Annotated in this window: 20 protein-coding genes and 1 pseudogene; 4 read left to right on the plus strand and 17 right to left on the minus strand. The window is 49.9% G+C overall.

The window, feature by feature from the left end; genetic code table 11:
- Positions 1 to 221 precede the first annotated feature (221 nt).
- The 15 genes and pseudogenes from AB5Y64_RS15020 to rfbB all read right to left on the minus strand — a co-directional run bounded on the left by AB5Y64_RS15020 (position 222) and on the right by rfbB (position 16992).
- Positions 222 to 1925 (minus strand): Wzy polymerase domain-containing protein, encoded by a 1704-nt coding sequence (locus tag AB5Y64_RS15020; RefSeq protein ID WP_368204126.1) that lies wholly within the window; start codon positions 1923 to 1925, stop codon positions 222 to 224.
- Positions 1926 to 2023: 98 nt separating this feature from the next.
- Positions 2024 to 3094, minus strand: coding sequence for an LPS O-antigen chain length determinant protein WzzB (locus tag AB5Y64_RS15025; RefSeq protein WP_128314142.1), 1071 nt, complete (start codon positions 3092 to 3094; stop codon positions 2024 to 2026).
- A 135-nt stretch (positions 3095 to 3229) separates the two neighbouring features.
- Positions 3230 to 4273: a UDP-N-acetylglucosamine--undecaprenyl-phosphate N-acetylglucosaminephosphotransferase gene (wecA, locus tag AB5Y64_RS15030; protein ID WP_368204089.1), complete on the minus strand. Its 1044-nt coding sequence runs from the start codon at positions 4271 to 4273 to the stop codon at positions 3230 to 3232.
- 247 nt (positions 4274 to 4520) lie between these two features.
- Complete coding sequence (locus AB5Y64_RS15035) at positions 4521 to 5411, minus strand: glycosyltransferase (protein WP_368204092.1); 891 nt, start codon at positions 5409 to 5411, stop codon at positions 4521 to 4523.
- A gap of 2 nt (positions 5412 to 5413) precedes the next feature.
- Positions 5414 to 6550 (minus strand): glycoside hydrolase family 99-like domain-containing protein, encoded by a 1137-nt coding sequence (locus AB5Y64_RS15040; RefSeq protein WP_368204094.1) that lies wholly within the window; start codon positions 6548 to 6550, stop codon positions 5414 to 5416.
- Complete coding sequence (locus AB5Y64_RS15045; RefSeq protein WP_368204097.1) at positions 6550 to 7389, minus strand: glycosyltransferase; 840 nt, start codon at positions 7387 to 7389, stop codon at positions 6550 to 6552. Before AB5Y64_RS15045 ends, AB5Y64_RS15040 begins: the two co-directional genes overlap by 1 nt.
- A gap of 11 nt (positions 7390 to 7400) precedes the next feature.
- On the minus strand, positions 7401 to 8387 hold the full coding sequence (locus AB5Y64_RS15050; protein ID WP_368204100.1) for an EpsG family protein: 987 nt from the start codon (positions 8385 to 8387) through the stop codon (positions 7401 to 7403).
- Positions 8388 to 8515: 128 nt separating this feature from the next.
- Positions 8516 to 9552 (minus strand): annotated as a pseudogene (locus AB5Y64_RS15055) (helix-turn-helix domain-containing protein).
- Between the two features lie 250 nt (positions 9553 to 9802).
- Positions 9803 to 10876, minus strand: coding sequence for a hypothetical protein (locus AB5Y64_RS15060; RefSeq protein ID WP_368204102.1), 1074 nt, complete (start codon positions 10874 to 10876; stop codon positions 9803 to 9805).
- 83 nt (positions 10877 to 10959) lie between these two features.
- Entirely contained in the window at positions 10960 to 12096 is a 1137-nt protein-coding gene (wecB, locus tag AB5Y64_RS15065; RefSeq protein ID WP_368204105.1) for a non-hydrolyzing UDP-N-acetylglucosamine 2-epimerase, read from the minus strand.
- Positions 12097 to 12160: 64 nt separating this feature from the next.
- A complete protein-coding gene (locus AB5Y64_RS15070; protein ID WP_368204107.1) occupies positions 12161 to 13405 on the minus strand; it encodes an oligosaccharide flippase family protein in 1245 nt (414 codons plus the stop codon).
- Between the two features lies 1 nt (position 13406).
- Positions 13407 to 13958 carry a dTDP-4-dehydrorhamnose 3,5-epimerase gene (rfbC, locus tag AB5Y64_RS15075; protein ID WP_368204110.1) on the minus strand — a complete coding sequence of 184 codons (552 nt, stop codon included), beginning with the start codon at positions 13956 to 13958 and terminating at the stop codon, positions 13407 to 13409.
- Positions 13959 to 14020: 62 nt separating this feature from the next.
- Positions 14021 to 14899 carry a glucose-1-phosphate thymidylyltransferase RfbA gene (gene rfbA, locus AB5Y64_RS15080; RefSeq protein WP_368204112.1) on the minus strand — a complete coding sequence of 293 codons (879 nt, stop codon included), beginning with the start codon at positions 14897 to 14899 and terminating at the stop codon, positions 14021 to 14023.
- 84 nt (positions 14900 to 14983) lie between these two features.
- The gene (rfbD, locus tag AB5Y64_RS15085) at positions 14984 to 15871 is read right to left on the minus strand and encodes a dTDP-4-dehydrorhamnose reductase (protein WP_368204114.1); all 888 of its coding nucleotides are present in this window, start codon (positions 15869 to 15871) and stop codon (positions 14984 to 14986) included.
- Positions 15871 to 16992, minus strand: a complete 1122-nt coding sequence (rfbB, locus tag AB5Y64_RS15090) for a dTDP-glucose 4,6-dehydratase (protein WP_368204116.1) — start codon at positions 16990 to 16992, stop codon at positions 15871 to 15873. Before rfbB ends, rfbD begins: the two co-directional genes overlap by 1 nt.
- Before the next feature lie 973 nt (positions 16993 to 17965).
- On the opposite strand from rfbB, the gene AB5Y64_RS15095 reads away from it, so the two are divergent.
- Both AB5Y64_RS15095 and AB5Y64_RS15100 read left to right on the plus strand, forming a co-directional pair.
- The gene (locus AB5Y64_RS15095) at positions 17966 to 18640 is read left to right on the plus strand and encodes a response regulator (protein WP_244060688.1); all 675 of its coding nucleotides are present in this window, start codon (positions 17966 to 17968) and stop codon (positions 18638 to 18640) included.
- Entirely contained in the window at positions 18640 to 20022 is a 1383-nt protein-coding gene (locus AB5Y64_RS15100) for an ATP-binding protein (RefSeq protein WP_042877776.1), read from the plus strand. Before AB5Y64_RS15095 ends, AB5Y64_RS15100 begins: the two co-directional genes overlap by 1 nt.
- Positions 20023 to 20391: 369 nt before the next feature.
- Here the strand turns inward: AB5Y64_RS15100 and glk are convergent, their stop codons facing one another.
- Positions 20392 to 21360 (minus strand): glucokinase, encoded by a 969-nt coding sequence (gene glk, locus AB5Y64_RS15105; protein WP_039041241.1) that lies wholly within the window; start codon positions 21358 to 21360, stop codon positions 20392 to 20394.
- A 348-nt stretch (positions 21361 to 21708) separates the two neighbouring features.
- Here glk and AB5Y64_RS15110 point away from each other — a divergent pair, with 348 nt between their 5' ends.
- Together AB5Y64_RS15110 and pyk are read left to right on the plus strand one after the other, a co-directional pair.
- The gene (locus tag AB5Y64_RS15110) at positions 21709 to 22611 is read left to right on the plus strand and encodes a MurR/RpiR family transcriptional regulator (RefSeq protein ID WP_174217472.1); all 903 of its coding nucleotides are present in this window, start codon (positions 21709 to 21711) and stop codon (positions 22609 to 22611) included.
- Between the two features lie 111 nt (positions 22612 to 22722).
- On the plus strand, positions 22723 to 24162 hold the full coding sequence (gene pyk, locus AB5Y64_RS15115; protein WP_041214849.1) for a pyruvate kinase: 1440 nt from the start codon (positions 22723 to 22725) through the stop codon (positions 24160 to 24162).
- A gap of 68 nt (positions 24163 to 24230) precedes the next feature.
- Here pyk and AB5Y64_RS15120 read toward each other — a convergent pair whose 3' ends face one another.
- Entirely contained in the window at positions 24231 to 25274 is a 1044-nt protein-coding gene (locus AB5Y64_RS15120) for an efflux RND transporter periplasmic adaptor subunit (RefSeq protein ID WP_167825896.1), read from the minus strand.
- Between the last annotated feature and the right edge of the window lies 1 nt (position 25275).

The raw sequence follows: 25275 nt of genomic DNA on the forward strand, positions 1-25275 counted from the left end.
AGCCAAGGCGCTTGCGCCGTCCAGCAGATAACCCCATTTTTGCGAGCCGATGAAACCCTTGCTGCAACCTTGTACAGCAAAACGGCCGCGGTGCGCGGGCGAGGTGAACGGATGGCCGGGAACCTCTTTGGCAACCAGCCCCCTCCCCCTTCAACGAGGCGGGCACAAAAACCATCACGGCCGCAAAGGCGGCCGTGATGGTAGACAGGTTGAGACGCCCCTCATGAAGAGGGCTTGCGCTCCAGGGTCGCGGCCACCTTTCTTGCGGCCGACACGGTGAGCAAAGGCTCACCCGGATAAAGCATCAGGGCGCTTGCCCGCAGGTTGTCCGCCTCCGCCGTGCGCCCCAGGGCATTGAGGGCGATCACCATGTTGGCGTAGATGTTGGCCCTCGGGGTATGGCGCACGAAGGCCTGCCCCCAGTCAAGGTAGGCTTCAAGCTCCGCCTGGTTGTTGGCCTGCAGACCGACCATGAGGCGCACCGCGTTCACGTCGAACTCCACCCGGGTCAGCCAGGCCATGGGGTTGACGATGTCCAGCAGCAGGGCGGGCTGCTTGTAACCGCCGCGCTCGTACTGGGTGACCACCCAGGCGGTGTGGATGGCCGTCAGCATAAAGGGCACCACGATGAGGGGAATGGCGATGGCCGCGAAACGCAGCAGCAGCCAGGGGCGGTAGGTATACTCCCGCCAGCTGGCCTCGGCCCCCTCCTCCACCTCTGCATCCATCGCATACAGGAGCAGCAGCAGCGCCCACCACAGGGCGATGGCGTGGTAAAAGGGGTACTCGGTCTGGGTGTGCAGCAAGATGGGGGTCACCAGCGCGAGCAAGGCGGCGCCCTTGACCCAGCCCGCCCGGCTCAGACGCCACAGCAGCGCCCCCCCCATCAGCACCATGCCGAGCATGGGGGCGATGCCCCCCTCCACCGCCCAGTAGAGGAACTCGTTGTGGGGGTGATCGAGGTTGTATTCGATCTGCACCATGGCGGGATGTTGCGCCTTGTCGGCCATATAGTGCTGCAGGAAGACGGACTCGAAACTGCCGTAGCCCCAGCCGGTCCAGGGAGCCTCGGCAATCAGCTTCGCTGCATAGGGCCAATAGATGGAGCGCATGCCGCCGGACTGGTAGATTTCGAGCCCCCGCTTGGCTCCCGCCAACCCATAGAGGGACAGCAAGCCCAGGGCGATGCCGAGTCCGGCCAATCCCAGCATCCGGCCCAGCTGGCGCTGACGATAGAGCTGCGGCACAAGCAGGATCAGAGCCAGCAGCCCGCCCAGTTGCCCTACCCGAGATTGCAATACCACCAGCAGCAAGCTGGTGGACACTATCACCCCATAGCACAGCCCCTGGAGCCAGGGATTACCCTCCTTTCGCAGTTCCAGCCAGATGGCCAGCGCCAGCCCGGTCGCCATAAAGCTCGCCATCACGTTGGGTTGCTGGAAGATGCCGTAGGGGCGGTTGACCTTGGTGTCATAGCCTATCCAGTTGCCCGGCACCAGCAGGTAGTACTGCACCAGGCCGAGCAGCGCCTCTATGGCGACGGCACCCAGCAGCAGATAGAGCAGCCGGTCGCGCGCGCCGCGATCCAGCCGCCACTGGTAGAGGCTGGCGAGGAACAGCAGACCGGCAAACAGCCCCAGCAGCCGGGGAATGGCGTAATCCTGGAGCTCGAAGCCGGGATAGGCCATGGGCAGCCATAGCAGCAGGGCGCCCAGCCAGAGCCCCACCAGCAGGGGGGACGTCACCAACTGCTGGCGCAGCGTCACCTGCCACAGGCCGAGGGCGATGACCAGGCTGGCGAAGATCCAGCCCCAGGCGTTGAAGGGCAGATAGAGCCCGGCCCCCCCCGGATTGTGCATAAAGAAATGCATGCCCAGCAGCCAGTAAAGGATGCTGACGATCACCATGCCCCTCGTCGTTGTCATCATTTTTTGCGGCCCCTTTCATCCATACAGGCAACTCCCATGTGCTGCGCCCAAAAAACAAAAAGGGGGCTGATGCCCCCTTCGCTCATAGATAAACACTATACCTGTTCCGGCCTGCGAAACGCATGACGCACCAGCACAATCCCCACCCCCAGCATACCGCCGAGCAGGGTGGCCAGCACCACGATCAACGGGCGTTTGGGTTTGTCGCGGCTCAGGGGCTCATCAGGAGTATCGAGATAGGTGAAGGGGGTAAATTGCACAGCCTCGAGATCGATCCCCTTCAAACGGGAAATCTGCTGTTGCAATTCACTCAGCTTGGGTTCATAAACGGCCAGCTCAATGGTTCCGAGCAACTTCAACTTCTCTTCTAGCCCCTTATCACCCAAGGCAATCGGGAAACGAGCCTCGGCACTATAATTTTCCAAGGGGTGCGACACTGCAGCAGCCTTGGCAATTTGCAGCGACAACATGGTCTGATCCATCTCTTGCTTCAGTACTCGGCGGGCATCCTCACTCACCAAGCGCTGTTGGAGTTGGAGCGTTTCAATCAGGGTGATCTTCTCAAGATCCAACTGCCGTTTGAGTTCTTGGCGTTGCAGCTCGACGATGTAGTCGATATAGCCACGCAATTGCGCCAGCGAGCCCATTGCGGTATCCGCAGCAAAGGTCAACTCGATACCAGGCGTTTCCCCCTTCTTATCCACCGGCGTCGCGGCCACCAACTTGGCCCACTCCCGCACCCAGCGCCGCTGAGCCTTATCATCGAGTTGCAGCTCATTGATCGCCTGCTTGAATTGCGCGCTCTTCTCAAGGAAATCACGACGATTTTCATAGGCATTGAATTCCATGATGAATGCCTTATAGGCCTGCTCCCCAGTTGGCACTCCTTTTAACCCCACCAATGCTGCCCGTACGGCGGCATTTTGCAGCACTAGCGTATCTTCTTGCTTGGGCTCGGCAACCACCGCCTTTGCGGACCACTGCTGGGGTGCAAACAAGGCATAACCTATCCCCGCTGAGGCAAACAGCGCGGTGACGATCAGGATCAACAATTTCTGGCGCCACAACACCAGCACCAATTCACGCAAGTCGATTTCATCAGCAGCGGCTTGCCAGCCCAGTGGCAATTGAGCGTCAGAGTTGGGGGTTATCTCTTTGTTGGTCATAACAGCGGTCATTTCCTAATCAGTTTGGAGAGTGAATAAAAGGGGCCTGACGAACCTTGTCAAACAGGATCAAGGGTATATTTTTCATAAGCGGCCAAGCAAAAGCCAGTGCGGGAGAGACCCAATTTAATTAGGCTAACTGGCAGTTTTTGGTTTAATTCTGGCGAGAATACGCCAGATATTGTTGAGTAACTGGTAATAGAGACAAGATACTAGAGCGAATAACAACAAGCTAACCCACTCCGGCACGCCGCTATATTCTAGGACAATACCCGCAACGGCCAGTAGGGTCGCAATACCGCAAATCACCACCAAGGCTTGATGAGATGAGAGTCCAGCCCGCAGGCAGATATGATGCAAATGTTCGCGGTCCGGCTTGAATGGCGAGACACCTTTGCGAATACGCCGCACCATGATGCAGGTCATATCCATCAGCGGAATGGCAATTAACCAGAGCGCGGTGACCGGGTTCATCTGTGCTCTTGGCCCCTGAGTGCCCTGCAACAATACCCAGATCACGGTAAAACCGATCAGCATGCTGCCTGCATCCCCCATAAAGACCTTTTTGCGCCCGCCAAAGGGAAAACCCAGATTCAAGCAGATATAGGGCACCACCACGATCATCATCAGCAAACAAAAACGAGCCAAAGGGAGTTGCCCATCAGCATAGTGGATATAAGAGAGCGCACCGAAGGTCACCATGGTTAGCCCACCCAATAATCCATCGATACCGTCCACCATATTAAAGGCGTTAATAGCACCAAGCACGGCAAAGATGGTCACGATATAGCCAAGCGGCCCCAAATTGACTTCATAGCTAAAGAAAATATGACCCAGACTTTTTAAAGAGAGCCCTGCCGCAAAGAGCATCGCGCAAGAGATCAGGATCTGCACCACTAACCTGACACGATAATCAACATCATATTTATCATCGATGGCCCCCATCATTACCAAGACGGAGGCACACAGCACATAGATATCCGAATTAATAAGTAACTCTGGTTTAAGCCATAGCGCCAGCATCAGTGTAAAATAGATAGAAATCCCCCCTACTAAGGGAACCAAACCTTGATGTAATTTACGCTCATTAGGACGGTCAACTAGATTTATTTTCTTTGCCAATTTCCTAAAGAAGAAAAGAATAGCGAAAGAGAAAAAAAAGAATAAAATATACTCCATTCTCAGCTCCATAAAAATATGAAAAAATTATGATCGTAATTTTCCCATCACTCCAAACAAATGAATCAAAGACTCTAAATCATTAAATGAAAAAATATAAGCATCATTACTAATCTGTATGATGCAATACTCTTGGCATGCCCCTTTCCAGACTTCTTTTCTACCTAAAACCTCATCTAAACAGATGATGAACCATCATAAAAAATAAGTTTTAATAGGATGTGGGTGAATAGTTACCAATTACGAATCAGAACAAATTGAACAATAAGAAAAAGGCCAATGCTAACCGGTCTCTCGCCCTACGCCTTAACTTATTAACATGCATCAAAAGATAAATATTTCCGAGATAGCCATTCATTAAACCTTTTTTCACAATCGGGACCTCTTTCAAATTTAATAAGGTAACGATGCTAAAAACTTGATTTCTATACCACTTGTTCTTTATTAAACGCAGTCTTTTCCTAGCTGCCGCAAGATTGTTATTTGTGCCAACTTGATTATTTTTGTGCTGACGGTATCGCATACTAGGTTTTACGTCTATATACCAATTATAACCGTACCGCCGGGCAAAAGCGTATAGTAACCAATCATGTAAAGACACTTTACGTTCTATTACAGCATGGTTTTCTCTTAACCATGCCTGGAAAGCAAGACCTATCTCTCGCTTGAAGACATAGGTACATCCTGGCCCCGCAGCCTCAAACAAATAATCCCAAGGCTGTTGAGGTTGTGCCTTATCAATCAAAACCTCTCTGCCATCCTCCCAAAATGCAGTGACATTTGAAGAGTAGCAATCATAATGCTGTAATTTTTCAATGGCGTTAAATAATTTATCTTGATACCAGATATCATCTTGATCGCTAAAGGCTATGTAATCAAAACTTGAAAAATCTACATCCATTATTAATCGATAAAAATTTTTTCCAGCACCACCAAAAGACTCACCATAAGGTAATAACTTTATATTTTTATTTTCTGACAAACACTTTTCACAAATATCTAAAGTTCTATCGGTAGATTTATCAATGCTTATATAAATATCTACAGAAATATCATTCTGGTTCAATATACTATTTATCTGCTCTTCTATCCATTGCTCACCATTGTAAGCTGCTAAGAAAACTACTGCTTTTTTCATTGTCAGTTTCTTTCATTTTTTATAAAAACATCACGAATAATCTCTAAAGCCTGATAGCCATTTTTATTATCTGGCTCTAAATAGGCACTCTCAGACCACTCATTCCATGCATTTATAAAAACAAATTTATGCTCATGCGTTGAGATTTTTTGTTTAGCCACTATTAATGATTTTTTAAATGATGCAGGAGAAACCCCTGAAAAAAATGTTGCCCTTTCTTTATAACGCGGAGCATTATCCCAATCAGGGAAAACTACAGGATAAACAGGCTTCTCACCGAAAGAGACTGCGTCACGCTCCATAGCATGGATGTAATCTTCATATTTATACTGCTTGTATGTCTTTTTGCTATATATACCTGCTAATTTCAACTGAATACGCTCAGGAAATCTTCGAAGAATTTTTTCTATATACTTTATGTAAGCAGATGATTTTTTAAGGCTACTATTAATAGAGAATCGCGGCTGGAAATTTACGATCATCTCAAACTTTTCATATATGCTATTAGCATCTGCAATCTCATAAGCACGAAGTGCGACAAGATGGATACCAGAAAACCCATCATCTTTTGCCTTCTCATTTATATAATCGATCCACTCGGCCAAATTTTTGATCAACTCGGCTCTGTATATACAAAAAATTGGTTTATTATTGATTTTCACATATCTTTGGTCAAGGAAAAACTTCCGTAAATATTCATAGTGATTACACCATAAATTTTCATCTGGTCTATGTTCTTGCTTAATAAGGATATCATTTGGTTGTCCAATCCACTGCCTTGTCCATGTTTCATTGGCCCAAGTCATAAAATATTCAATATCAATACTTTTATCCATGTACAAATTATTGATTGGGGCGTCTAAAAGAACTTTCCCATCAAACCAATAATGGTAAAAATTGAACCCGGATATTCCATATTCTTTTGCCAACGAAGCTTGCGATTTGATAACGTCAGGAGAAGACTGATCATAAAAACCATTAACAGGGATTCGTGGTTGAAGCTGATCATTACTTATTGCCTGCGCTACTTTTACGAGCTCCCAATCCGTGAATCCATCCCCCCACCATTCATCATTCTCAGGTGTTGGGTAAAACTGAGGAAAATAAAATGGATAGATTCTAAACTGATTGTCTTTCATTATTTGAATCCTAAATTGAAAGCATTTTTTAAAAAAATAATTTTCTTGTTTTTCAATGAAAGCTTTAGTGCATAAAAAAGCATAAATAATTTGTATGCGTTTAATAGCAACCGTTTTTTATCAAGATATTTTAACCAAAAAACATTAACCTTATTAACAACGCTTGCATAGTTATTTATATCTCTGTTAGAAGGATGATTACTAACATCATGATCTACACATATATTCATGACATAGAAATAACGTTGATACGATGCGTATGCATCAAAAAAAACTTTATCAGTACCATAAAAATCAACAAAGTTAGGGTATAAAAAACCTGAAGACTTAAAAAAAGCACCTCTAATAACCATACCACTATTTATTGCGGACATATTTTTTGTATAAATAGCCCCGTTCGTTATTTTTTTTATTTTTCTATTTAAGAATACAAAACTTTTATGGGGACTATATAATGAGCCATGCACAAATATTTTAGGAACAAAAAGAGAAATAGATGGATTTTCTATTATTGACTGCGCGACCATATCTAAGTAATTATCCGGTAACGATGTGTCGTCATCTAAAACCACCAAAATATCATCACTATCCATTTCTTTTATTTCGCCATTATAAATCTCTCGTAGAGATAAGTTTTGTGGCGTATGTTTATAAACTAAATCAAAACGTTGAGTTAACTTCTTAATAAATTCTTTCTCAAAGTTGGAGCTAGCAGAATTATCATATATAGCCAAGGATATATTTATATTATGCGTTATTTCTTGATTTGCTAAAGATAGTAAAGTTGCACTATCACTTAGTTTTGTGTTGTATATTACAACTAATATTTTAATATCCATATATATTCACTCTAAAAATCAAAGCTAAACTCATGCATTAATCCACCTACACTGTTAAATGCAATAAAACCACCAAGACTATAAATAGATGGAAGTATCGAATAATTTTTCAAAAACAACTTAGATAATAAAGGCAATGTAAATACTATGGAATAGAGGAATATTTGACTAAAGCGTCCCGCAAATACAGGTATTGGATATAAACTAAACCATATGATTTGCGATAAAATCAGCATTTTAATAAAAAAAATGGTCTGTCGGTCATGTTCAAAATATTTAGGTAGGTAAAAGTACATCAAAAAAGTTATTGATAGTGTAAGTATAGGAAATAGACCAAACGGTTTTATTGTTTGTAACTTAGATAGTTCATAGTAAATATTTAAATCTTTATTACCAATTAAAACCACTGCTACATCAATGGTAGATTGCATGGTATTCGATGCCGCAAGGAAAATAGCAACAATCAATGTAAAAAATAAAAATCTTAAGGAGATATAATTACCAACCATAATAAATAATGGAATAGATATTAGCGATGGATGAATCAGAGCACCTAGCAATGCCACTAAAATCCATAAATTATTATTATTTGTAGGCGAACCATACTTAAGATATATTGCCCAGTATGATATGGCAATTGCCAAACCAGCTCTGATTTGCGTAAAATCATGCAGATAAATAAAAAATCCGACATAACCGATAAATATGGAATGACTATAATGTGAAAACTTTAAAAAAAGAGCTGATTTTAATATAACAGAAAAAGCATATATTGAAAATATCAATGTAAGTGGTAATTTAAAAAAATAAAGCGTTTTAGCCATCCATTCAAAAACAAAGCCTCCACGAGTTGTAAGACCATAATATACCGCGTCTTGTATATATGAGATATACTGAGCATAATCCACATCTACATTTGGAGAACGAAATGAAATCAAAAACCAATATACTAATGAAAATACAATAATGCTATAAATCCTTAGTGTTTTAAATGGCATGCATACTGTGAGTAAAAAAGAAGAACACCACATTATTATATACAACATTATATTTACCAACTAATGTATTTGTAATTACTGTACAGATCTTGTTATCACCTGACACTAGCCTCAAACTGGTGTCTTGTTTACGCTACTTTAGTGCGCACTTCCTTCGGTATCAATTTCAGACCCTTCTTGAACATGCTGTAGGGAGTTTGTCCTTCCATCATCCTGCCTTGATGTGACCGTTGGGTGTTGTCGTGTTCCAGATAGCTGTCCAGGTCTGTCAGCATCTGCTTCACCGACCCATACCAGGTTGTCCTCCCCTTGATACGGAAGTGTTCATCCAGCAGTGTCCGGTACAGCAGCTCGATAAAAAGATAAAGCCGTTGATCTGCGGCCTGCGCACTTTGGTTGTCCGGTGTTCAATCCCCTCCAGTTGCAGGAACAGCTCGTAGGGATGGTGGTCAGGGCGCCCGCAGAACTCGCGCCCGTCGTCCGACAGGATGCGTGCCTAGTAAGCTTCGAAGAACGGCAGTACCGTGTCATTGAGCACATGAACCGAGGTCACCTGCAGCTTGCTGGTGTAGAGCCCCCCCAAAGGCCGCTGTAGCAGTCCAGCACGGTTTGCACATAGACCTTTGCCAACCCCCCTTGAGTGCACCGACGAAGAAGGTATCGACCGCCACCAGTTCCCCGGTGTAGTGAACCTCAATCTGGCGTTCGCGAAACTCGGGGCTGAAGCTCTCGAGCAGGCGAATTAGCTCGTCATTGAACTCAATCGTCTGCTCCCGATGGGTCTTCTCGAGACGTAGCAAGCTGTCGTGTTTGAAGAGCAAGTCATGACGTTGCCACACGCCACGCACGCCGCCGGCACTCACTTTGATACCCTGCAAAGCAAGCTCCTGCACCACCCGAAGCGGGCCATGGGTAGGTTTGGTCAGTGAGTAATCGAGGATGGCCAGCTCAATCTAGGGAGCGACCCGGTTGGGGTTGCCCCTTTACAGCCTGGCAATTTGTCGAGCAAGCCCTCAGCCCCATAGGTCTGATAGTTACGGCGGATCTCGTAGAACTGCTGGCGGCTGTAGCCGATGAGCTTGCAGGCTTTGCTGGCGTTATTGCGCTCTTTGGCGAGCTCTAGCTCGCTGAGTTTACGACGTGCTACTTTCTCGTTAGTGGTCATATGATGACGCCAGATAACACGGTAGGGGTACCGTTTTGTTATCCGGTTTGAAGCCGTGTGACCACTCCCTTGTGTGGACAACAGTCAGGTGAATACCATCTCCATACATAATTACTTTTCTCACTAGGGACTTGGTATTTCAATACTAACTAAATACCCACTTAAGATATTTAACTCATTGTGGAACACCCCCTTTTTTTCAGATACCCTTATTTAATAAGTTATGCTTGGGATATACATATAATATTGGCTATGCATTCACTCCAATTAAAATGCTTTCCAATATTGTTTTGGATTCAATAGATTTTTTATGATACTTATCTAAAACATCGAAGTTATGTTCAGCCATTGCCTTTATATTCAATTCACTTAGGCGATTAATTTCATCTATATTAATATATTTGTACCCTAATTTATCAAAATCACCAATATCTGGACTTTTAACGATTGGGACAACACCACATTCAAGATATTCTATAAGCTTAGTTGGACATGCAACTTGATTAACAATAATTGAATCTCTCAAAACAAATCCGACATGACTTTTTGATAAAAGAGAAAGCATTTCATCTTTAGGTAACGATCCAATAGTAACGTTATCCATTTCACAAATATTTCTGTACATTTCCGAAAAAGATTTTATGAACTTTAAGGGGAAGAAAAAACCAAACCTAATACAATGCGCTCCACTACTGGCTTTATTTAATCGAGCGACACTAGCGACCATTAAATCAATATTTTGCCATTTTTGCATTCCCCCAACATAAACAGCAGTTATCGTATCGGAATTCCATTTCGATGTATTTCTTGCTATATGGTTATATTCAAATATAGGCAAAACCAAGGAGCGTTTTTTTAACTCTACCCCATATTTTTTTTCGTAGAACTCTAGCATAGAGTTCGTCACATGAATCAATAAGCTACAATTTTTAAAAACTTTCCTTTCCATAATGGAGTAGATTTTTGCAATATTATTTCTATTTGTCAATTCAAGTTCTTCTGGAACAACTCCGTGAATATCAAGAATTGTTTTTTTTGAATCATATATAAAGAAAACTTTTAACATATTATATAGTGAATGCACATATACTAATTCTGAATCTAATAAATACTTTTTAATTTGATTGAAATGCATGAAGAAATTCAAGCGCTCAATTATACAATTTCCATTTATTGTTTTTTTACGTCGAATATTTCTCTTAAAAGAAATATCCAAATACACTCTCAACTTATCATTCGCGAGTGTATCGATTGCAGCAATTCGCTGCATCATACCATCACGCAAATTGTCCACATCTGGATAGTTAGCAATAAAGACAATCATAACCTTACTCGATCAATACATTAATAGAATGTACAGCAGTGTGCCTGTTTATGGTGGACATATTCCACAGGTGTGGAAAATTATCAATTCAAATGCCATTGATGCAGTATATCCAATATCCTTTCTGATGAATTTCCATCCCCGTAAGGGTTAGATGCACTAGACATTTTTATATATTCATTTTCATTTGTGAGCAATTCTTCAATGCCACTATATATTGCCTTCTGAGCAGTTCCAACTAACCTCACGGTACCTGCTGCAACAGCCTCAGGCCTTTCTGTTGTGTCCCTAGTTACAAGTACCGGCTTCCCTAAGGATGGTGCTTCTTCCTGAATACCTCCCGAGTCGGTTAAAATGACATTTGCCTTTCCCATTAAATATACAAATGGTAAATAATCTAGTGGTTCAATAAGCAACACATTTTCAATCCCACTCAATATTGTCTTTACCGGCTTCTGTACTTGTGGATTAAGATGTACAGGATATACAAACAACACATCAGGGAAATTATTTGCCGCATCTCGAATCGCTAAACAGATATTCTCAAAGCCAATACCAAAATTTTCTCTTCTATGACCAGTAATTAGCACAATTTTTTTATTTTCAGACAGGAATGACAATTGTTCATCGAGGTGTTCTCTAAGGTAAGGCTCTTTATCTATTTTATTTCTAATCAATAACAATGCATCAATTACAGTATTACCCACAACATGTATAGAAGAAGGGTCAATATTTTCTTGAAGCAAATTACTCTTTGAAGAGTTTGTTGGCGAGAAGTGTAAGGCGGCCAAGCAACCTGTTAACTTCCGATTTCCTTCTTCTGGCCAAGGTGAATATATATTATCCGTACGCAATCCGGCTTCAACATGACCAACTGAAATTTTTTCGTAATAGGCTGCCAAACTGGCTGCAAAAGTGGTAGCGGTATCGCCATGAACCAATACGATATCAGGCTTGAATTGTTGTAATACCGGTTGAAGCTCTAGCAAAATACGGGCAGTGATATCGTTCAATGTTTGTCCTGCTTTCATCAAGTCCAGGTCATAATCGGGGATTATTTCAAACAACGACAATACTTGATCAAGCATTTCACGATGCTGCGCTGTCACACAAACTTTAGCCTCAAAACGCTCATCTATTGCCAGTGCTCGCACCACCGGTGCCATTTTTATAGCCTCTGGTCGAGTGCCAAAAACTGTTAAAATTTTCTTTTTATTCATAGACAATACCTCAAATCATTAATTTAATAATAAAATCTAACCGCCTATATCTGCCTCATTCTATCTAACTATATGATGCGACATACTTTCGTCGGATATACTGAAACATCAAAATTGTCAAAATAAACTCACCTATAGTCACTGATAAAGCCGCACCAACACCATATATCACAGGGCAAAGTATGAACATAAGAAGTAATGATACTGTTGCGCTAATTAAAAATGACCTTGCATATATTTTATTTTCTGATGATGCACATAATATTTGAATACCAAGAACATTGTTTATTACCCCAAATAACAGCCAAAAAGCAAAAATTTTGAGAATAAAAACACTGTCGCTATTGAGACTTATTAAAATCGTTAAATAGCCTGAACAAATAAGTATTAATATTGTACACAAAAAAGCTAACGCTATTGTAGGCCACCCGGTTTTCCTTACAGAGCGTAATCCCTCTGCTTTTGACCGAGAAAAGCTCCTACAGTTATATGGATATATAGCTTGAGTTATTGGAGAAAATACAGAAGTAATTGCCTTAGCTAGTCTTTCTGCCGCCGCATAGATCCCAACAACTTCTGTAGTAGCAAAAACACCTAAAATCAGTACTGCACTATTAGTTAAAATGATAGAGGACATTGACGAAACAAATATACTCCAACCATCTTTCAAAGACTCCCATAAATTACTTTTTTTAATCTTAATAGGGATGAATATGTATTTATTAAAAATGAAAAAATTACAATAAATAGCGACTAACAATGCAGGTATAGATTGCGACAATATGGATGCTGTGAGGTCACTCTCCGTTTTGACAAAAACAAATATTAGGCAAAGAGAGATTGCTTTCCCTACAAGGTTCATAATCGCGGGTATTTTTAAATACTCAACACCTTGAAAAAACCAAATAGGTAAAAAAGCACCGCTGATGGTTAATGTATACGCATATTGCGATGAAATAAAAATATTTTCATCTTTAAAGTACAGCTTACAAAAACAATAATAAATTGGATATATCGCCAAGGTGATGAGGAGTTTTAGTGTTGTTGTTTCCAAGTATATTTCAGCAACTTTTTCTTTTTTTTCTATATTCTTTGAAATCTCTCTACTGGATGTAAGTGAAAAACCATAATCTGCTATAGCTTGTGCATACGTCGTAAGCGAAAATATTATTGCATAATGACCAAAGCCATCTGCATTTAATGTTTTAACTAGATGACCAAGTATTAATAATGGAAATACGTATGTCAGCCCACGTGTGGATAATAGATAGATTATATTTTTTATAACTACACGAGTTTCTTTTTCCATTTTACCATTCAATATTAACAAGTTGCTTTAGCAATGGCTGTCTTTTATCCTTTTCAGACAAAATAGGATTTGAAACTCCTTGCCAGTCAATACCAATAGATTCATCAGACCAGAGTATTCCGCGATCGCTATTGGCCGCATAATAATTCGTGGTCTTGTACAAAAACTCCGCAGTCTCACTCAAGGTCACAAACCCATGGGCAAACCCTTCCGGGATCCAGAGTTGGCGTTTGTTTTCTGCTGACAAATGCACGCCAACCCACTGACCGAAGGTAGGCGAGCTTTTGCGAATATCGACCGCTACATCGAATACTTCACCTGCCACACAACGCACCAGCTTGCCCTGGGCATGGGGTGGCAACTGATAGTGCAAGCCACGCAATACCCCTTTTGAAGACTTTGAGTGATTATCCTGCACAAAGGTAACCGGATATCCTACTGCCTCTTCAAACAACTTGTGGTTAAAACTCTCAAAGAAAAAACCACGCTCATCACCAAATACTTTTGGCTCAAATATCAGTACATCAGGAATTGCTGTTTTGATTACATTCATCTGTCTATCCACATGAAATTCAATTTTTATGGGGAGGAGTATATTCCCTCCCCCATATCACATCAGGCTTTGGCAACCATTCTGAACAAATATTGCCCATACGCATTCTTTGCCAGCGGCACAGCAAGTTCACGAACTTGATCAGCATTGATAAATTTCTGGCGATAGGCGATCTCTTCTGGGCAGGCCACCTTCAACCCCTGACGCGTCTCGATGGTCTGAATAAAGTTGCTCGCTTCAATCATGCTTTCATGAGTACCGGTATCAAGCCAGGCATAACCACGGCCCATCATCGCCACCGATAAATTGCCTTGTTCCAGGTAGATACGGTTCACATCAGTGATTTCCAGCTCACCACGGGGCGATGGCTTCAGACTCTTGGCAATCTCAACCACGCTGTTGTCATAGAAATAGAGACCGGTCACCGCATAGTTGCTCTTGGGCTCCAGTGGCTTCTCTTCCAGAGAAATAGCGGTGCCCTCTTTATCAAACTCCACCACCCCATAACGTTCCGGGTCATGCACATGGTAAGCAAAGACGGTAGCACCGCTCCCTTTGGCTGCAGCTGCTTCAAGCTGTTTCTGCAGATCATGGCCATAGAAGATGTTGTCACCCAGTATCAGCGCACAGGGGTCTGACCCGATGAATTCTTCACCCAGAATAAAGGCTTGTGCCAACCCGTCCGGGCTTGGCTGTACCTTGTATTGCAAATTCAGGCCCCACTGGCTGCCATCACCCAGCAATTGCTCAAAACGGGGAATATCTTGAGGCGTACTGATGATCAAAATATCGCGAATACCTGCCAGCATCAGGGTGCTGAGCGGGTAGTAGATCATCGGCTTGTCATAGATGGGCAGCAGTTGCTTGCTCACCGCCATGGTGACTGGATAGAGACGAGTGCCAGAGCCACCGGCCAGAATAATGCCTTTACGTTTGGTCATGATGCTTGTTTCTTATGTTTAAATTGCAAAAGAAAAGGGTGGCTTGCGGCCACACTTTTTAAACTTTATCCCTTGGCCAGTGATTTACTTGCCGAGGATCTCGGTCAACATCCGCTCCACGCCGACCTTCCAGTTCGGCAGCACCAGATCGAAGGTGCGCTGGAATTTAGTGGTATCAAGACGAGAGTTGTGAGGACGTTTGGCAGGGGTCGGGAAGGCACTGGTCGGCACAGCATTAAGTTGCGTGACTGCTAGTTCAACCCCGGCCTCTCTGGCTTTGGCAAACACCAGCTGGGCGTAGTCAAACCAGGTGGTGGTGCCGGAGGCAATCAGATGATACAGCCCGGCAACCTCGGGTTTGCTCTGCGCCACGCGGATCGCATGGGCGGTGCAATCGGCCAGCAACTCGGCACCGGTCGGGGCGCCGAACTGGTCATTAATGACTGACATCTCGCTACGCTCTTTGCCAAAGCGCAGCATGGTCTTGGCAAAGTTGGCGCCGCGGGCGGCGTAGACCCAGCTGGTGCGGAAGATCAGATGACGGGAACAAAACGCAGCCCCTTGCTCACCCGCCAGCTTGGTCTCACCGTAGACGTTGAGCGGGGCGGTCGCATCGGTTTCAAGCCAAGGGCGCTCACCACTGCCATCGAACACATAGTCCGTGGAGTAGTGCACCAACCAGGCTCCCAATGCCTCCGCTTCTTTGGCGATAGCGGCCACGCTGGTCGCGTTGAGCAGCTCGGCAAACTCCCGTTCACTCTCCGCCTTGTCGACTGCGGTGTGGGCTGCCGCGTTCACAATGACATCAGGTTTGACCAAGCGTACCGTTTCGGCCACACCAGCCGGATTGCTGAAGTCGCCACAGTAGTCGGTCGAGTCAAAATCGACGGCAGTGACCCGGCCCAATGGAGCGAGCGAGCGCTGCAGTTCCCAGCCAACCTGACCATTCTTGCCAAACAGCAGAATATGCATCAGGCACGCTCCCCGTAGTTTTGCTCGATCCAGGATTGATAGGACCCGCTCTTGACATTGTTGACCCACTGTTGGTTATCCAGATACCACTGCACTGTCTTGCGGATACCGGATTCAAAGGTCTCTTGCGGTTGCCAGGCGAGCTCGGCGCTCATCTTGCTGGCATCGATGGCATAGCGGCGATCGTGACCGGGACGATCGGCCACATAGGTGATTTGATCGCGGTAGCTTCTCCCCTCACCCCGGCCCTCTCCCCCAAGGTGCGAGGGAGACAGAGGTACCATCTCGTCCAGCAGATCGCAGATGGTGTGCACCACCTCCAGATTCTGCTTCTCGTTATGACCGCCGATGTTGTAGGTCTCCCCTACCACGCCCGTGGTCACTACTCTGTAGAGCGCACGAGCATGGTCTTCCACATAGAGCCAGTCGCGGATCTGATCGCCCTTGCCATAGACCGGCAACGGCTTGCCATCCAGTGCATTGAGGATCACCAGCGGGATCAGCTTCTCGGGGAAGTGGAACGGGCCGTAGTTGTTGGAGCAGTTGGTAACGATGGTCGGCAGGCCGTAAGTCCGACGCCAAGCGCGCACCAGATGGTCGCTGGAAGCCTTGGAGGCAGAATAGGGGCTGCTGGGGGCATAGGGGGTGATTTCGGTAAAGAGCGGCAGTGCAACACCGGGGGCGACTTCATCCGGATGGGGCAAGTCACCATACACCTCGTCGGTGGAGATATGGTGGAAGCGGAAGGCCGCCTTGCGTACCTCGTCCAGACCGTTCCAGTAGGCGCGAGCCGCTTCCAGCAGCATATAGGTGCCGACGATATTGGTCTCGATGAAGTCGGCGGGGCCCGTGATAGAGCGATCAACGTGACTCTCGGCGGCCAAGTGCATCACGGCATCAGGTTGATGGGTAACAAACACCCGATCCAATTCGGCGCGGTTGCAGATGTCAACTTGTTCAAACGCATAGCGGTCGCTAGCAGAGACAGCCGCCAAGGATTCTAGGTTGCCCGCATAGGTCAACTTATCGAGGTTGACCACTGAATCTTGGGTATACCGGATGATATGACGAACAACGGCAGAGCCGATAAAACCGGCACCACCAGTCACGAGGATCTTCATTGAAAGGTTCCCGATTGCAATCTGATTAAATGGAAAAGAGATTTCTGGCTATGGTTGGCGACCATATGCCGTCACATCTCATTATGAACAAGCGTATGATGTGTAATGGCGCAATGGCTGGAGTCGAGAGTATCCATTTACTTCAGCAGGTTGGCGCATTATTTCTGGAGCGTGGAAAAACAACATTGATGGAAACGCAGATTATGCCGTTGTCAGCCCAGAAGGTGAACAAGGCTTATGCTACCGCCCTTGGGTTACAGCTCCCAATATGCTGCTTTTAACCTGATTGTCCGTGCTGTTGGCCATCACATCCTCCAGCTTCTTGTTTTGATTGATGTTTAACAATGTTGTCGCATTACATTGCACACCCAGGCAGTCCACAGCCTGTATTGCTCACATCTTGGGCTATCTGCGCCCCAAACCCGATTCGGGGTCAGATTCTATCTTGTTTAACCCAAGGATGAACAGTCAAAAAAATAGGAAAGCGCCTATTGAAATCAGGATTCAAAAAAAACCATTCATGTGATACTGCCCTCCGTGAATCCACTCAGCCGTTGCCGGGGATTGCCCTGCTTTGTTCCAGCATCCAGGCCAGGGCATGTAAACATGTTTAATTTCAAACAATTAAATTCATACCTCAAGCGCGTGCAGGCACTCGGGGATGGCCTGACGCCAGCAAGGCCCCCCGCCCCTGTGTACCGGCAGGCTGAAAGCGGCAAGCCGCTTGTGCGATAAGAATGGTCGCGACCAGCCCCTGCACCGGCTCTGACCCTCAACACCCAGAAACCGGCAGGCACGGATAGCGAGCCTGAACACGAGGCTGATGACACAGCGTTGCATCATGGGAAATGCATGAGGAAAGAAGACAGGGATGATTCAGTCCCGATACAGCGGGGTCAGGTAGGATCCGGATTGACTCTCCCCCTTGTTGACCCTCTAATTGACAGCCTGGACCCTCATCATCATGCATCTTATGAAAATCCTACTGGTTGAAGACGACAAGCTGCTCAATCACCACCTCTCCACCCTGTTGACCGAGGCCCAGAACCAGGTTTACAGCACGGACAATGCCCAGGTGGCGCTGCACTACGCTGCCGACTACCCCACCGATGTCGCCATCATCGATCTGGGCCTGCCTGACATGGATGGCCTTCAGCTCATCACCCGCCTGCGCGAGCAGCAGATCCCCTTTCCCATCATTGTGCTGACGGCCAGAGGCAACTGGCAGGACAAGGTGGAAGGACTGGAGGCCGGGGCGGACGACTACCTGGTCAAACCCTTCCAGAAGGACGAGCTGCTGGCCCGCCTCAATGCGCTGGTACGCCGCAGCGCCGGCTTCATCTCCCCCAGAGTGAAGGCGGGTGACTACGAGCTGGATCTCTCCCGCAAGGAGCTGACCATCGCCGGCGAGGTCACTGTGCTGACCAGTTTCGAATATCTGATCCTGGAATACCTGATGCGAAATGCCCGTCAGGTGGTCTCCAAACAGCAGTTGCTGGATCAGCTCTATGGGGATGGTGAAGGGGATCCCAACACCATCGAGGTGATGGTGAGCCGGCTTCGCAAAAAACTGGATCCGGAAGGGAGCATCCAGCCCATCTCCACCATCCGCCGCCAGGGCTACATCTTCAACCTCGCCTGCAGCTGATGCGCCTTGCCATGATGCATCCCCTGACCCTGATCCGCCGCTCCCTGCACCTCAAGCTGATGCTGAGTGCCATGCTGGTCATCGCGCTCATCATGGCCTTCTCCGTCTACATCCTCTACCTCGGCCATGCCGAGGAGCAGGCCCAGAAAGCCAGTGTCCGCATGCAGGAGAACCTCTCCAAGCTGTTCTCGTCCAAGCAGCCGGAGCCCCATGCCATGACGGATCTTGGCAAGCTCACCCCGGATGCCATCGACCCCAATCTCGACACCCTGATCTGCCGCGCCGACGGGGAGCTGAGCTGGTCCAGCCTCCACATGCCGGAGGTGGTCTCCATCAAGGAGACCATCTGCCGGGATCTGATGAGATACCTGGGGGGACTGGATCAGGACTATTTCTTCAAGCTGCATACCATCAAGAACGGCGAGAGCTACTTCATCTACAGCCTGCGTTTCCTGCGCAATCATGGCGCCGGCCCCACCACCTACTACGTGGTGATGGTCGATTCCGCCCGGCGCTATCAGGCCCAGACCCGCGATTACCTCTACCGCTGCATTCGCCAGGCGCTGCTCGCCTACTGTCTGCTGGGCGCTCTGTTGCTGCTCACCAGTTTCTGGAGCCTCTCCTCCCTGCGTACCATGGCGCGCCAGATTGACGAGATCCGCGCCGGTACGCGAGAGGCACTGTCAAACGACTACGAGCGCGAACTGACTCCCCTGACAAGCTCGGTCAACCAGTTGCTGGAGAACGAACGCCAGCAGACCCAGCGCTACCAGCACGCCCTCAACGATCTCGCCCACAGCCTGAAAACCCGGCTGGCGCTCATCCAGATCACCGCCCAGGAGCTCAAGCTCGGCCACGACATCCATGACAACATCAATGAACAGATCACCACCATGGATCAGATCATCCAGTACCAGTTACGCCGCGCCGTCACCGGGCGAAAGCGCCTCGCGAGCAAGGGCACCGAACCGGTTCCCCTTATAGAGAAGCTGCTGGCCAGCCTCGCCAAGGTCTATCGCCACAAGAAGCTGCAGACCGGCTTCCAGTTTGACGACGATGTCTTCTTCCACGGCGAGCAGGGCGATCTGATGGAGCTGATGGGCAACCTGCTGGACAACGCCTGCAAGTTCGCCATCAGCGAGATCCGGGTTCATGTCCGCCACCGGGAGAGCGGCCTGCTCATCGTGGTGGAAGACGACGGCCCCGGCATCGCCCCCGGCAAATCGCAACAGATCTTCCAGCGCGGCGTGCGGGCTGACAGCTCCCCCGGCCAGGGGATTGGCCTCGCCGTGGTGACCGAAATCGTGCACAGCTACGGCGGCGAGATCCGGGTGGATGACTCCCCGCTCGGCGGCGCGAGATTCCACATAACCCTCCCCTGACAGCGCAGGAGCCAGTACCTGGCTCCTGCCGCATTCGGGCGTTGCCATTCCGGTGCTTTCACTGTCTCACGCCTCACTCCTTATGCTTCGACCAGGCCAAGCACATGGCAGCGAGGCTGACGAGCTTGCACCCCCATCAGAAGCTGACCTGCCGCTCCCCTCAGCCCCATGCTCGCACAGAAACGACAGGCATAAAAAAACCGGCCGCGAGGGCCGGTAAAACAGTTCAGGCTTGTCAGGTGACAATGCGCACCCAGCGGATGAAGACCGGTTTCAATTCCCTATGAAGCCCCGTCCTCTTGAGTACGTAGGTTCACTTTACGCCCCGGTCACTGAATCGGGACTGAACCATGTTCACCCTGGCAAGGCTCAGAGACGGATCCCGAGGGACTGGCGCAGATAAGCCCCTGCCCCGAGCAGCCCCGGCCCTTCATGGGTGATGAGGAAGACCGGAATGTCTTTGAGATAAGGCTTGAAGCGCCCCTTGTCCTCGAAGGCGACCCGAAAGCCCGATCCGATGAAGAACTCCTGGAAGCGCGGCACTATGCCACCGGCGATGTAGACACCGCCGAAGGTGCCCATGTTGAGGGCCAGGTTGCCGGCAAAGCGGCCCATGAGCACGCAGAACAGGCTCAAGGTGCGACGGCAATCGAGGCAATCCCCCGCCAGCGCGCGCTCGGTGATGTCCTTGGGGGCAAAGGGTTCGGGCTCGCGGCCATCGGATTTGACCAGGCCGCGATAGAGATTGACGAGCCCGGGGCCCGAGAGGAAACGCTCCGCCGACACATGGCCCAGCTCGCCGCGCATCACCTGCAGCACCGCATCTTCCTCTTCCGTGTTGGCGGCGAAGTCCACGTGACCGCCCTCACCCGGCAGGCTCAGCCACTGCTCACCGGCCTGCACCAGGTGGGCAACGCCAAGGCCGGTCCCTGCGCCATAGATGGCGATGGGCTTGCCGGCGACTGGGGCCGCGCCCCCGAGCTGGATGCGATCGCTCTCGCCGAGCACGGGCACCGCCATGGAGACGGCAGTGAAATCGTTGATCACCTGCAGGCGTGCCAGGCCGAGGTTGGCCTGCATCTCGCGGATGGAGAACTCCCAGCTGTGGTTGGTCATGGCGACCCAGTCACCATTGATGGGACAGGCGATGGCGATGCACGCCTCGCCCACGGTGGCATCGTGCTCTTCGAGATAGAGGCGCACCACGGCCTCCAGGCTGGGATGGGCCAGCCCCGAATAGGTTTTTGCCTGGGAAATGGCGCCCGTCGCCAGTTCGCAGAGGGCCAGCCGGGCATTGGTACCGCCAACGTCGCCCACCAGCGCATGGGTATGCTGCATAACAAACTCCTTCGTTACCGACTCGGGGCGGCCCTTACCGTCCCGACATTATTATTTGGCTGCAATACTACTCGAGCCCGCAGCCGGGCTGCGCGATTTATGCAGACAAGTGTGCGCCCGCTCACAGTGTTGTTGCTTTGCAACATTTGTAAGCGTTTTCAAGACGCAAATGGAAGTTTGCAACTAAAAACACGAAATAATTAGACATGAGTCATACTTTGCAGGGCCGAGATTAGTTCCGATAAGCGCTTGTCTTGTATAGTCATCGCGGAGACTGGAAACCTGCTTGAGCTGTGAATTTAGTGCACAGACACTGAAGTTAAATTACAAAAATGCCTGGTGGTAATGATGAATACCCTCGATAAAATTACGAACAATCTGGAAAGTTTCAGTAAATCAGAGCGTAAGGTGGCTGAAGTGATCCTGGCCTCACCCCAGACCGCCATTCACTCCAGCATTGCTACCCTGGCCAAGCTGGCCGATGTGAGCGAACCGACCGTCAACCGTTTCTGCCGTCGCCTCGATACCAAGGGTTTTCCCGATTTCAAGCTGCACCTGGCCCAGAGCCTGGCCAACGGCACCCCTTATGTGAACCGCCATGTGGAAGCGGAAGACGGCCCGGACACCTATACCGCCAAGATCTTCGAATCCACCATGGCCTGCCTCGATGCCGCCAAGAACAGCCTGGACATCTCGGCCATCAACCGCTGCGTCGATATTCTGACCCAGTCCAAGAAGATCAGCTTCTTTGGTCTGGGCGCCTCCTCCGCCGTTGCCCGGGATGCCCAGAACAAGTTCTTCCGCTTCAACATCCCCGTGGTTAGCTTCGATGACATCGTCATGATGCGCATGAGCTGCATCAACAGCAGCGAAGGGGACGTGGTGGTCCTCATCTCCCACACCGGCCGCACCAAGGCCCTGGTGGAAATTGCCGCGCTGGCCCGGGAAAACGATGCCACCGTCATCGGCATGACCGCCAAGGACTCTCCCCTGGCCCGCGAATGCAACCTGGTGCTCTCCATGGACGTGCCGGAAGACACCGACGTCTACATGCCCATGGCCTCGCGCATCGCCCAGCTCGCCCTGGTGGACGTGCTGGCCACCGGTTTCACCCTGCGCCGTGGCATGAAATTTCGCGAAAACCTGAAGAAAGTCAAAGAAGGTTTGCGCGAATCCCGCTTTGATACCCCCACTCCTCCTGATCATTCGGGGGTCCGCCCCCGACTGTCTATGCCAACGGGCTTGGTGTAGTATCGAAATTCAATCAAACAAGGCCACCCAGATGGCCTGCCAGTTGGCGCCATGCCACATGCTTGACGGGGCAGTATTTCAAGTCATATCAACTTCACATTGGAGTCTTTCATGCCAAGACGTACAAAGATTGTTACCACACTCGGTCCGGCGACCGATCGCGACGGCATTCTCGAGGGGATCATTCGCGCCGGTGCCGACATGGTGCGGATGAACTTCTCCCACGGCACTCCTGAAGATCATATCCAGCGCGCCAACCAGGTGCGTGACATCGCCGCCAAGCTGGGCCGCCACGTGGCCATCATGGGCGATCTGCAAGGCCCCAAGATCCGCGTCTCCACCTTCAAGGATGGCAAGATCTACCTCGCCATCGGTGACAAGTTCATTCTCGATGCCGCCCTCGGCAAGGGAGAAGGCTGCCAGGAGCAGGTCGGCATCGACTACAAGAGCCTGCCGCAGGACGTGGTATCCGGTGACATCCTGCTGCTGGACGATGGCCGCGTGCAACTGAAGGTCGAGCAGGTCGAAGGCACCCGCATCCACACCACGGTGACCGTGGCCGGCCCTCTCTCCAACAACAAGGGCATCAACAAGAAAGGTGGCGGCCTCTCCGCACCGGCCCTGACCGAGAAGGACAAGGAAGACATCAAGACCGCCGCCCGCATGAACGTGGACTACCTGGCAGTCTCCTTCCCCCGCAGCGGCGATGATCTGCGCTACGCCCGCGAACTGGCCCGCGAAGCTGGCTCCAACGCCAAGATCGTGGCCAAGGTCGAGCGCGCCGAGACCGTCGCCAGCGACGAGGCGATGGAAGACATCATCCTCGGCTCCGATGCCGTCATGGTGGCCCGTGGCGATCTCGGCGTCGAAATCGGCGACCCCGAACTGGTGGGTGTGCAGAAGAAGCTCATTCGCCACTCCCGTCGCCTGAATCGCGTGGTCATCACCGCGACCCAGATGATGGAGTCCATGATCAACGCACCGCTCCCGACCCGTGCCGAAGTCATGGACGTGGCCAACGCCGTGCTGGACGGTACCGATGCGGTGATGCTCTCCGCCGAGACCGCCGCCGGCCAGTTCCCCATCGAGACCGTGACCTCCATGGCCAGCGTCTGTGTGGGCGCCGAGAAGCACCCGAGCCTGAACGTCTCCAACCACCGCATGAGCTACACCTTCACCTCGGTGGAAGAGGCGGTGGCCATGTCCACCATGTATGCGGCCAACCACCTGGAAGGAGTCAAGGCGATCGTAGCGCTGACCGAGTCGGGCACCACCCCGCTGCTGATGTCCCGCATCAGCTCCGGCCTGCCCATCTTCGCCATGTCTCCTCACAACAAGACCCTGGCCTGGGCCAACCTCTACCGCGGCGTCACCCCCGTGCTGTTTGATGGCGACGAGACCAAGCCGGTCTACGAGGTGTGCCGCGACGCGCTGGACGTGCTCAAGGCCAAGGGACTGCTGCAAAGTGGCGACATGGTATTGCTCACCCACGGCGACAAGATGGAGACCGTCGGCAGCACCAACACCTGCAAGGTGATGATGGTCGAGTAATCGCCCCTTCTCTCTGCAACAAAAACGGCTCCCGCGGGAGCCGTTTTTTTATGGGATCAGCCCCAGGTTCAACCGCGAAACAGCTCCACCTTGTCCCCATCCTGCAGGCTGCCGGCGCCGCGCACCACCACCTTGTCTCCCTGCTTGAGAGCGCCGCTCACCGCCACCTCCCGGCTGTCTCCAAAGAGCACGGTGACCGGCACCCGGTTCACCGTGAGCGCCTCGCCGCGCTGCTCCACCTGATAGACCACGCTTCCCTCGGTGCCGAGCACCAGGGCATCCCGTGGCAGCAGCATGGTGTGCTGCTCTCCCATCGGCAGCGCCACCCGCACTGGCGAGCCAATGATGAACGTGCCCGCTTCCGGCTTGAGGCGCAGCTCGATGAGCCGGGACTTGGGATCGGCGCTCGCCGCCCGCTGGTAATAGATGGCGTGGCTGCTGAGCTGCTCCCCTTCCACCCGCAACCGGGTCTGGGTGGCCAGTTGCCGGGCCCAGGCAATAGGCGCACGCAACCGGATGTCCGGCTGGTCCGGATTGACCAGCTCAAGCGCCTGTTCGCCCGCATCCACATGCTCCCCCGGCTGGATGAAGTGTTCATTCACCACTCCGTCAAACGGGGCAAAGATGCGGCTTCTGCGCAGCTGCTCCTCAATCTGGCGCACCTGCACCCGCGCCAGCTGCTCGGCCAGCTCAGCCTGCTCCACGTCATAGCGCGCCTTGTCATACTGGCTCTGGGAGGCACTCTTTTGCTGGTGCAAACGATCCAGGCGCTGGAACTCGGCGCGAGCATAGCGCAGGTTGCTCCCCTCTCTGGCTTGTTCCGCCCTCGCCTGCTCCAGCGAGAGGCGCAGGGTCGCGCTGTCCAGGCGCAGCAACTCGTCCCCCGTCTTCACCCGGCTGCCAAACTCGGCTATCCACTCCACCCGACCGCTCACTTCGGCGCTGAGCGCCGCCTGCTGGCGGCTTGCCACCGTGCCGCTGACCCAGATGCTGGCCCCGGCCTCTCCCTGGGCCACCTCCGCCAGCGTCACCATCTTGCTTTGTGCAAGCGCAGGCAGCCCGCCAGCCAGCAGCAGAGCCCCCACCACTATCCTTGTGAAACCTTGTGTCATC

It is taken from the genome of Aeromonas sp. R5-1, assembly GCF_040908265.1.
Taxonomy (GTDB): Bacteria; Pseudomonadota; Gammaproteobacteria; order Enterobacterales; family Aeromonadaceae; genus Aeromonas; species Aeromonas caviae.

Bases quoted from the DNA above. Each gene is read 5' to 3' on its own strand.
- AB5Y64_RS15070 (WP_368204107.1), bottom strand. From the start codon at position 13,405: ATGGAAAAAGAAACTCGTGTAGTTATAAAAAATATAATCTATCTATTA.
- rfbD (WP_368204114.1), bottom strand. From the start codon at position 15,871: ATGCATATTCTGCTGTTTGGCAAGAATGGTCAGGTTGGCTGGGAACTG.
- AB5Y64_RS15035 (WP_368204092.1), bottom strand. From the start codon at position 5,411: ATGAAAAAAGCAGTAGTTTTCTTAGCAGCTTACAATGGTGAGCAATGG.
- wecB (WP_368204105.1), bottom strand. From the start codon at position 12,096: ATGAATAAAAAGAAAATTTTAACAGTTTTTGGCACTCGACCAGAGGCT.
- rfbB (WP_368204116.1), bottom strand. From the start codon at position 16,992: ATGAAGATCCTCGTGACTGGTGGTGCCGGTTTTATCGGCTCTGCCGTT.
- AB5Y64_RS15020 (WP_368204126.1), bottom strand. From the start codon at position 1,925: ATGACAACGACGAGGGGCATGGTGATCGTCAGCATCCTTTACTGGCTG.
- AB5Y64_RS15060 (WP_368204102.1), bottom strand. From the start codon at position 10,876: ATGATTGTCTTTATTGCTAACTATCCAGATGTGGACAATTTGCGTGAT.
- AB5Y64_RS15100 (WP_042877776.1), top strand. From the start codon at position 18,640: ATGCGCCTTGCCATGATGCATCCCCTGACCCTGATCCGCCGCTCCCTG.
- wecA (WP_368204089.1), bottom strand. From the start codon at position 4,273: ATGGAGTATATTTTATTCTTTTTTTTCTCTTTCGCTATTCTTTTCTTC.
- glk (WP_039041241.1), bottom strand. From the start codon at position 21,360: ATGCAGCATACCCATGCGCTGGTGGGCGACGTTGGCGGTACCAATGCC.
- AB5Y64_RS15050 (WP_368204100.1), bottom strand. From the start codon at position 8,387: ATGCCATTTAAAACACTAAGGATTTATAGCATTATTGTATTTTCATTA.
- AB5Y64_RS15045 (WP_368204097.1), bottom strand. From the start codon at position 7,389: ATGGATATTAAAATATTAGTTGTAATATACAACACAAAACTAAGTGAT.
- AB5Y64_RS15110 (WP_174217472.1), top strand. From the start codon at position 21,709: ATGAATACCCTCGATAAAATTACGAACAATCTGGAAAGTTTCAGTAAA.
- rfbA (WP_368204112.1), bottom strand. From the start codon at position 14,899: ATGACCAAACGTAAAGGCATTATTCTGGCCGGTGGCTCTGGCACTCGT.
- AB5Y64_RS15025 (WP_128314142.1), bottom strand. From the start codon at position 3,094: ATGACCAACAAAGAGATAACCCCCAACTCTGACGCTCAATTGCCACTG.
- AB5Y64_RS15120 (WP_167825896.1), bottom strand. From the start codon at position 25,274: ATGACACAAGGTTTCACAAGGATAGTGGTGGGGGCTCTGCTGCTGGCT.
- rfbC (WP_368204110.1), bottom strand. From the start codon at position 13,958: ATGAATGTAATCAAAACAGCAATTCCTGATGTACTGATATTTGAGCCA.
- AB5Y64_RS15095 (WP_244060688.1), top strand. From the start codon at position 17,966: ATGAAAATCCTACTGGTTGAAGACGACAAGCTGCTCAATCACCACCTC.
- pyk (WP_041214849.1), top strand. From the start codon at position 22,723: ATGCCAAGACGTACAAAGATTGTTACCACACTCGGTCCGGCGACCGAT.
- AB5Y64_RS15040 (WP_368204094.1), bottom strand. From the start codon at position 6,550: ATGAAAGACAATCAGTTTAGAATCTATCCATTTTATTTTCCTCAGTTT.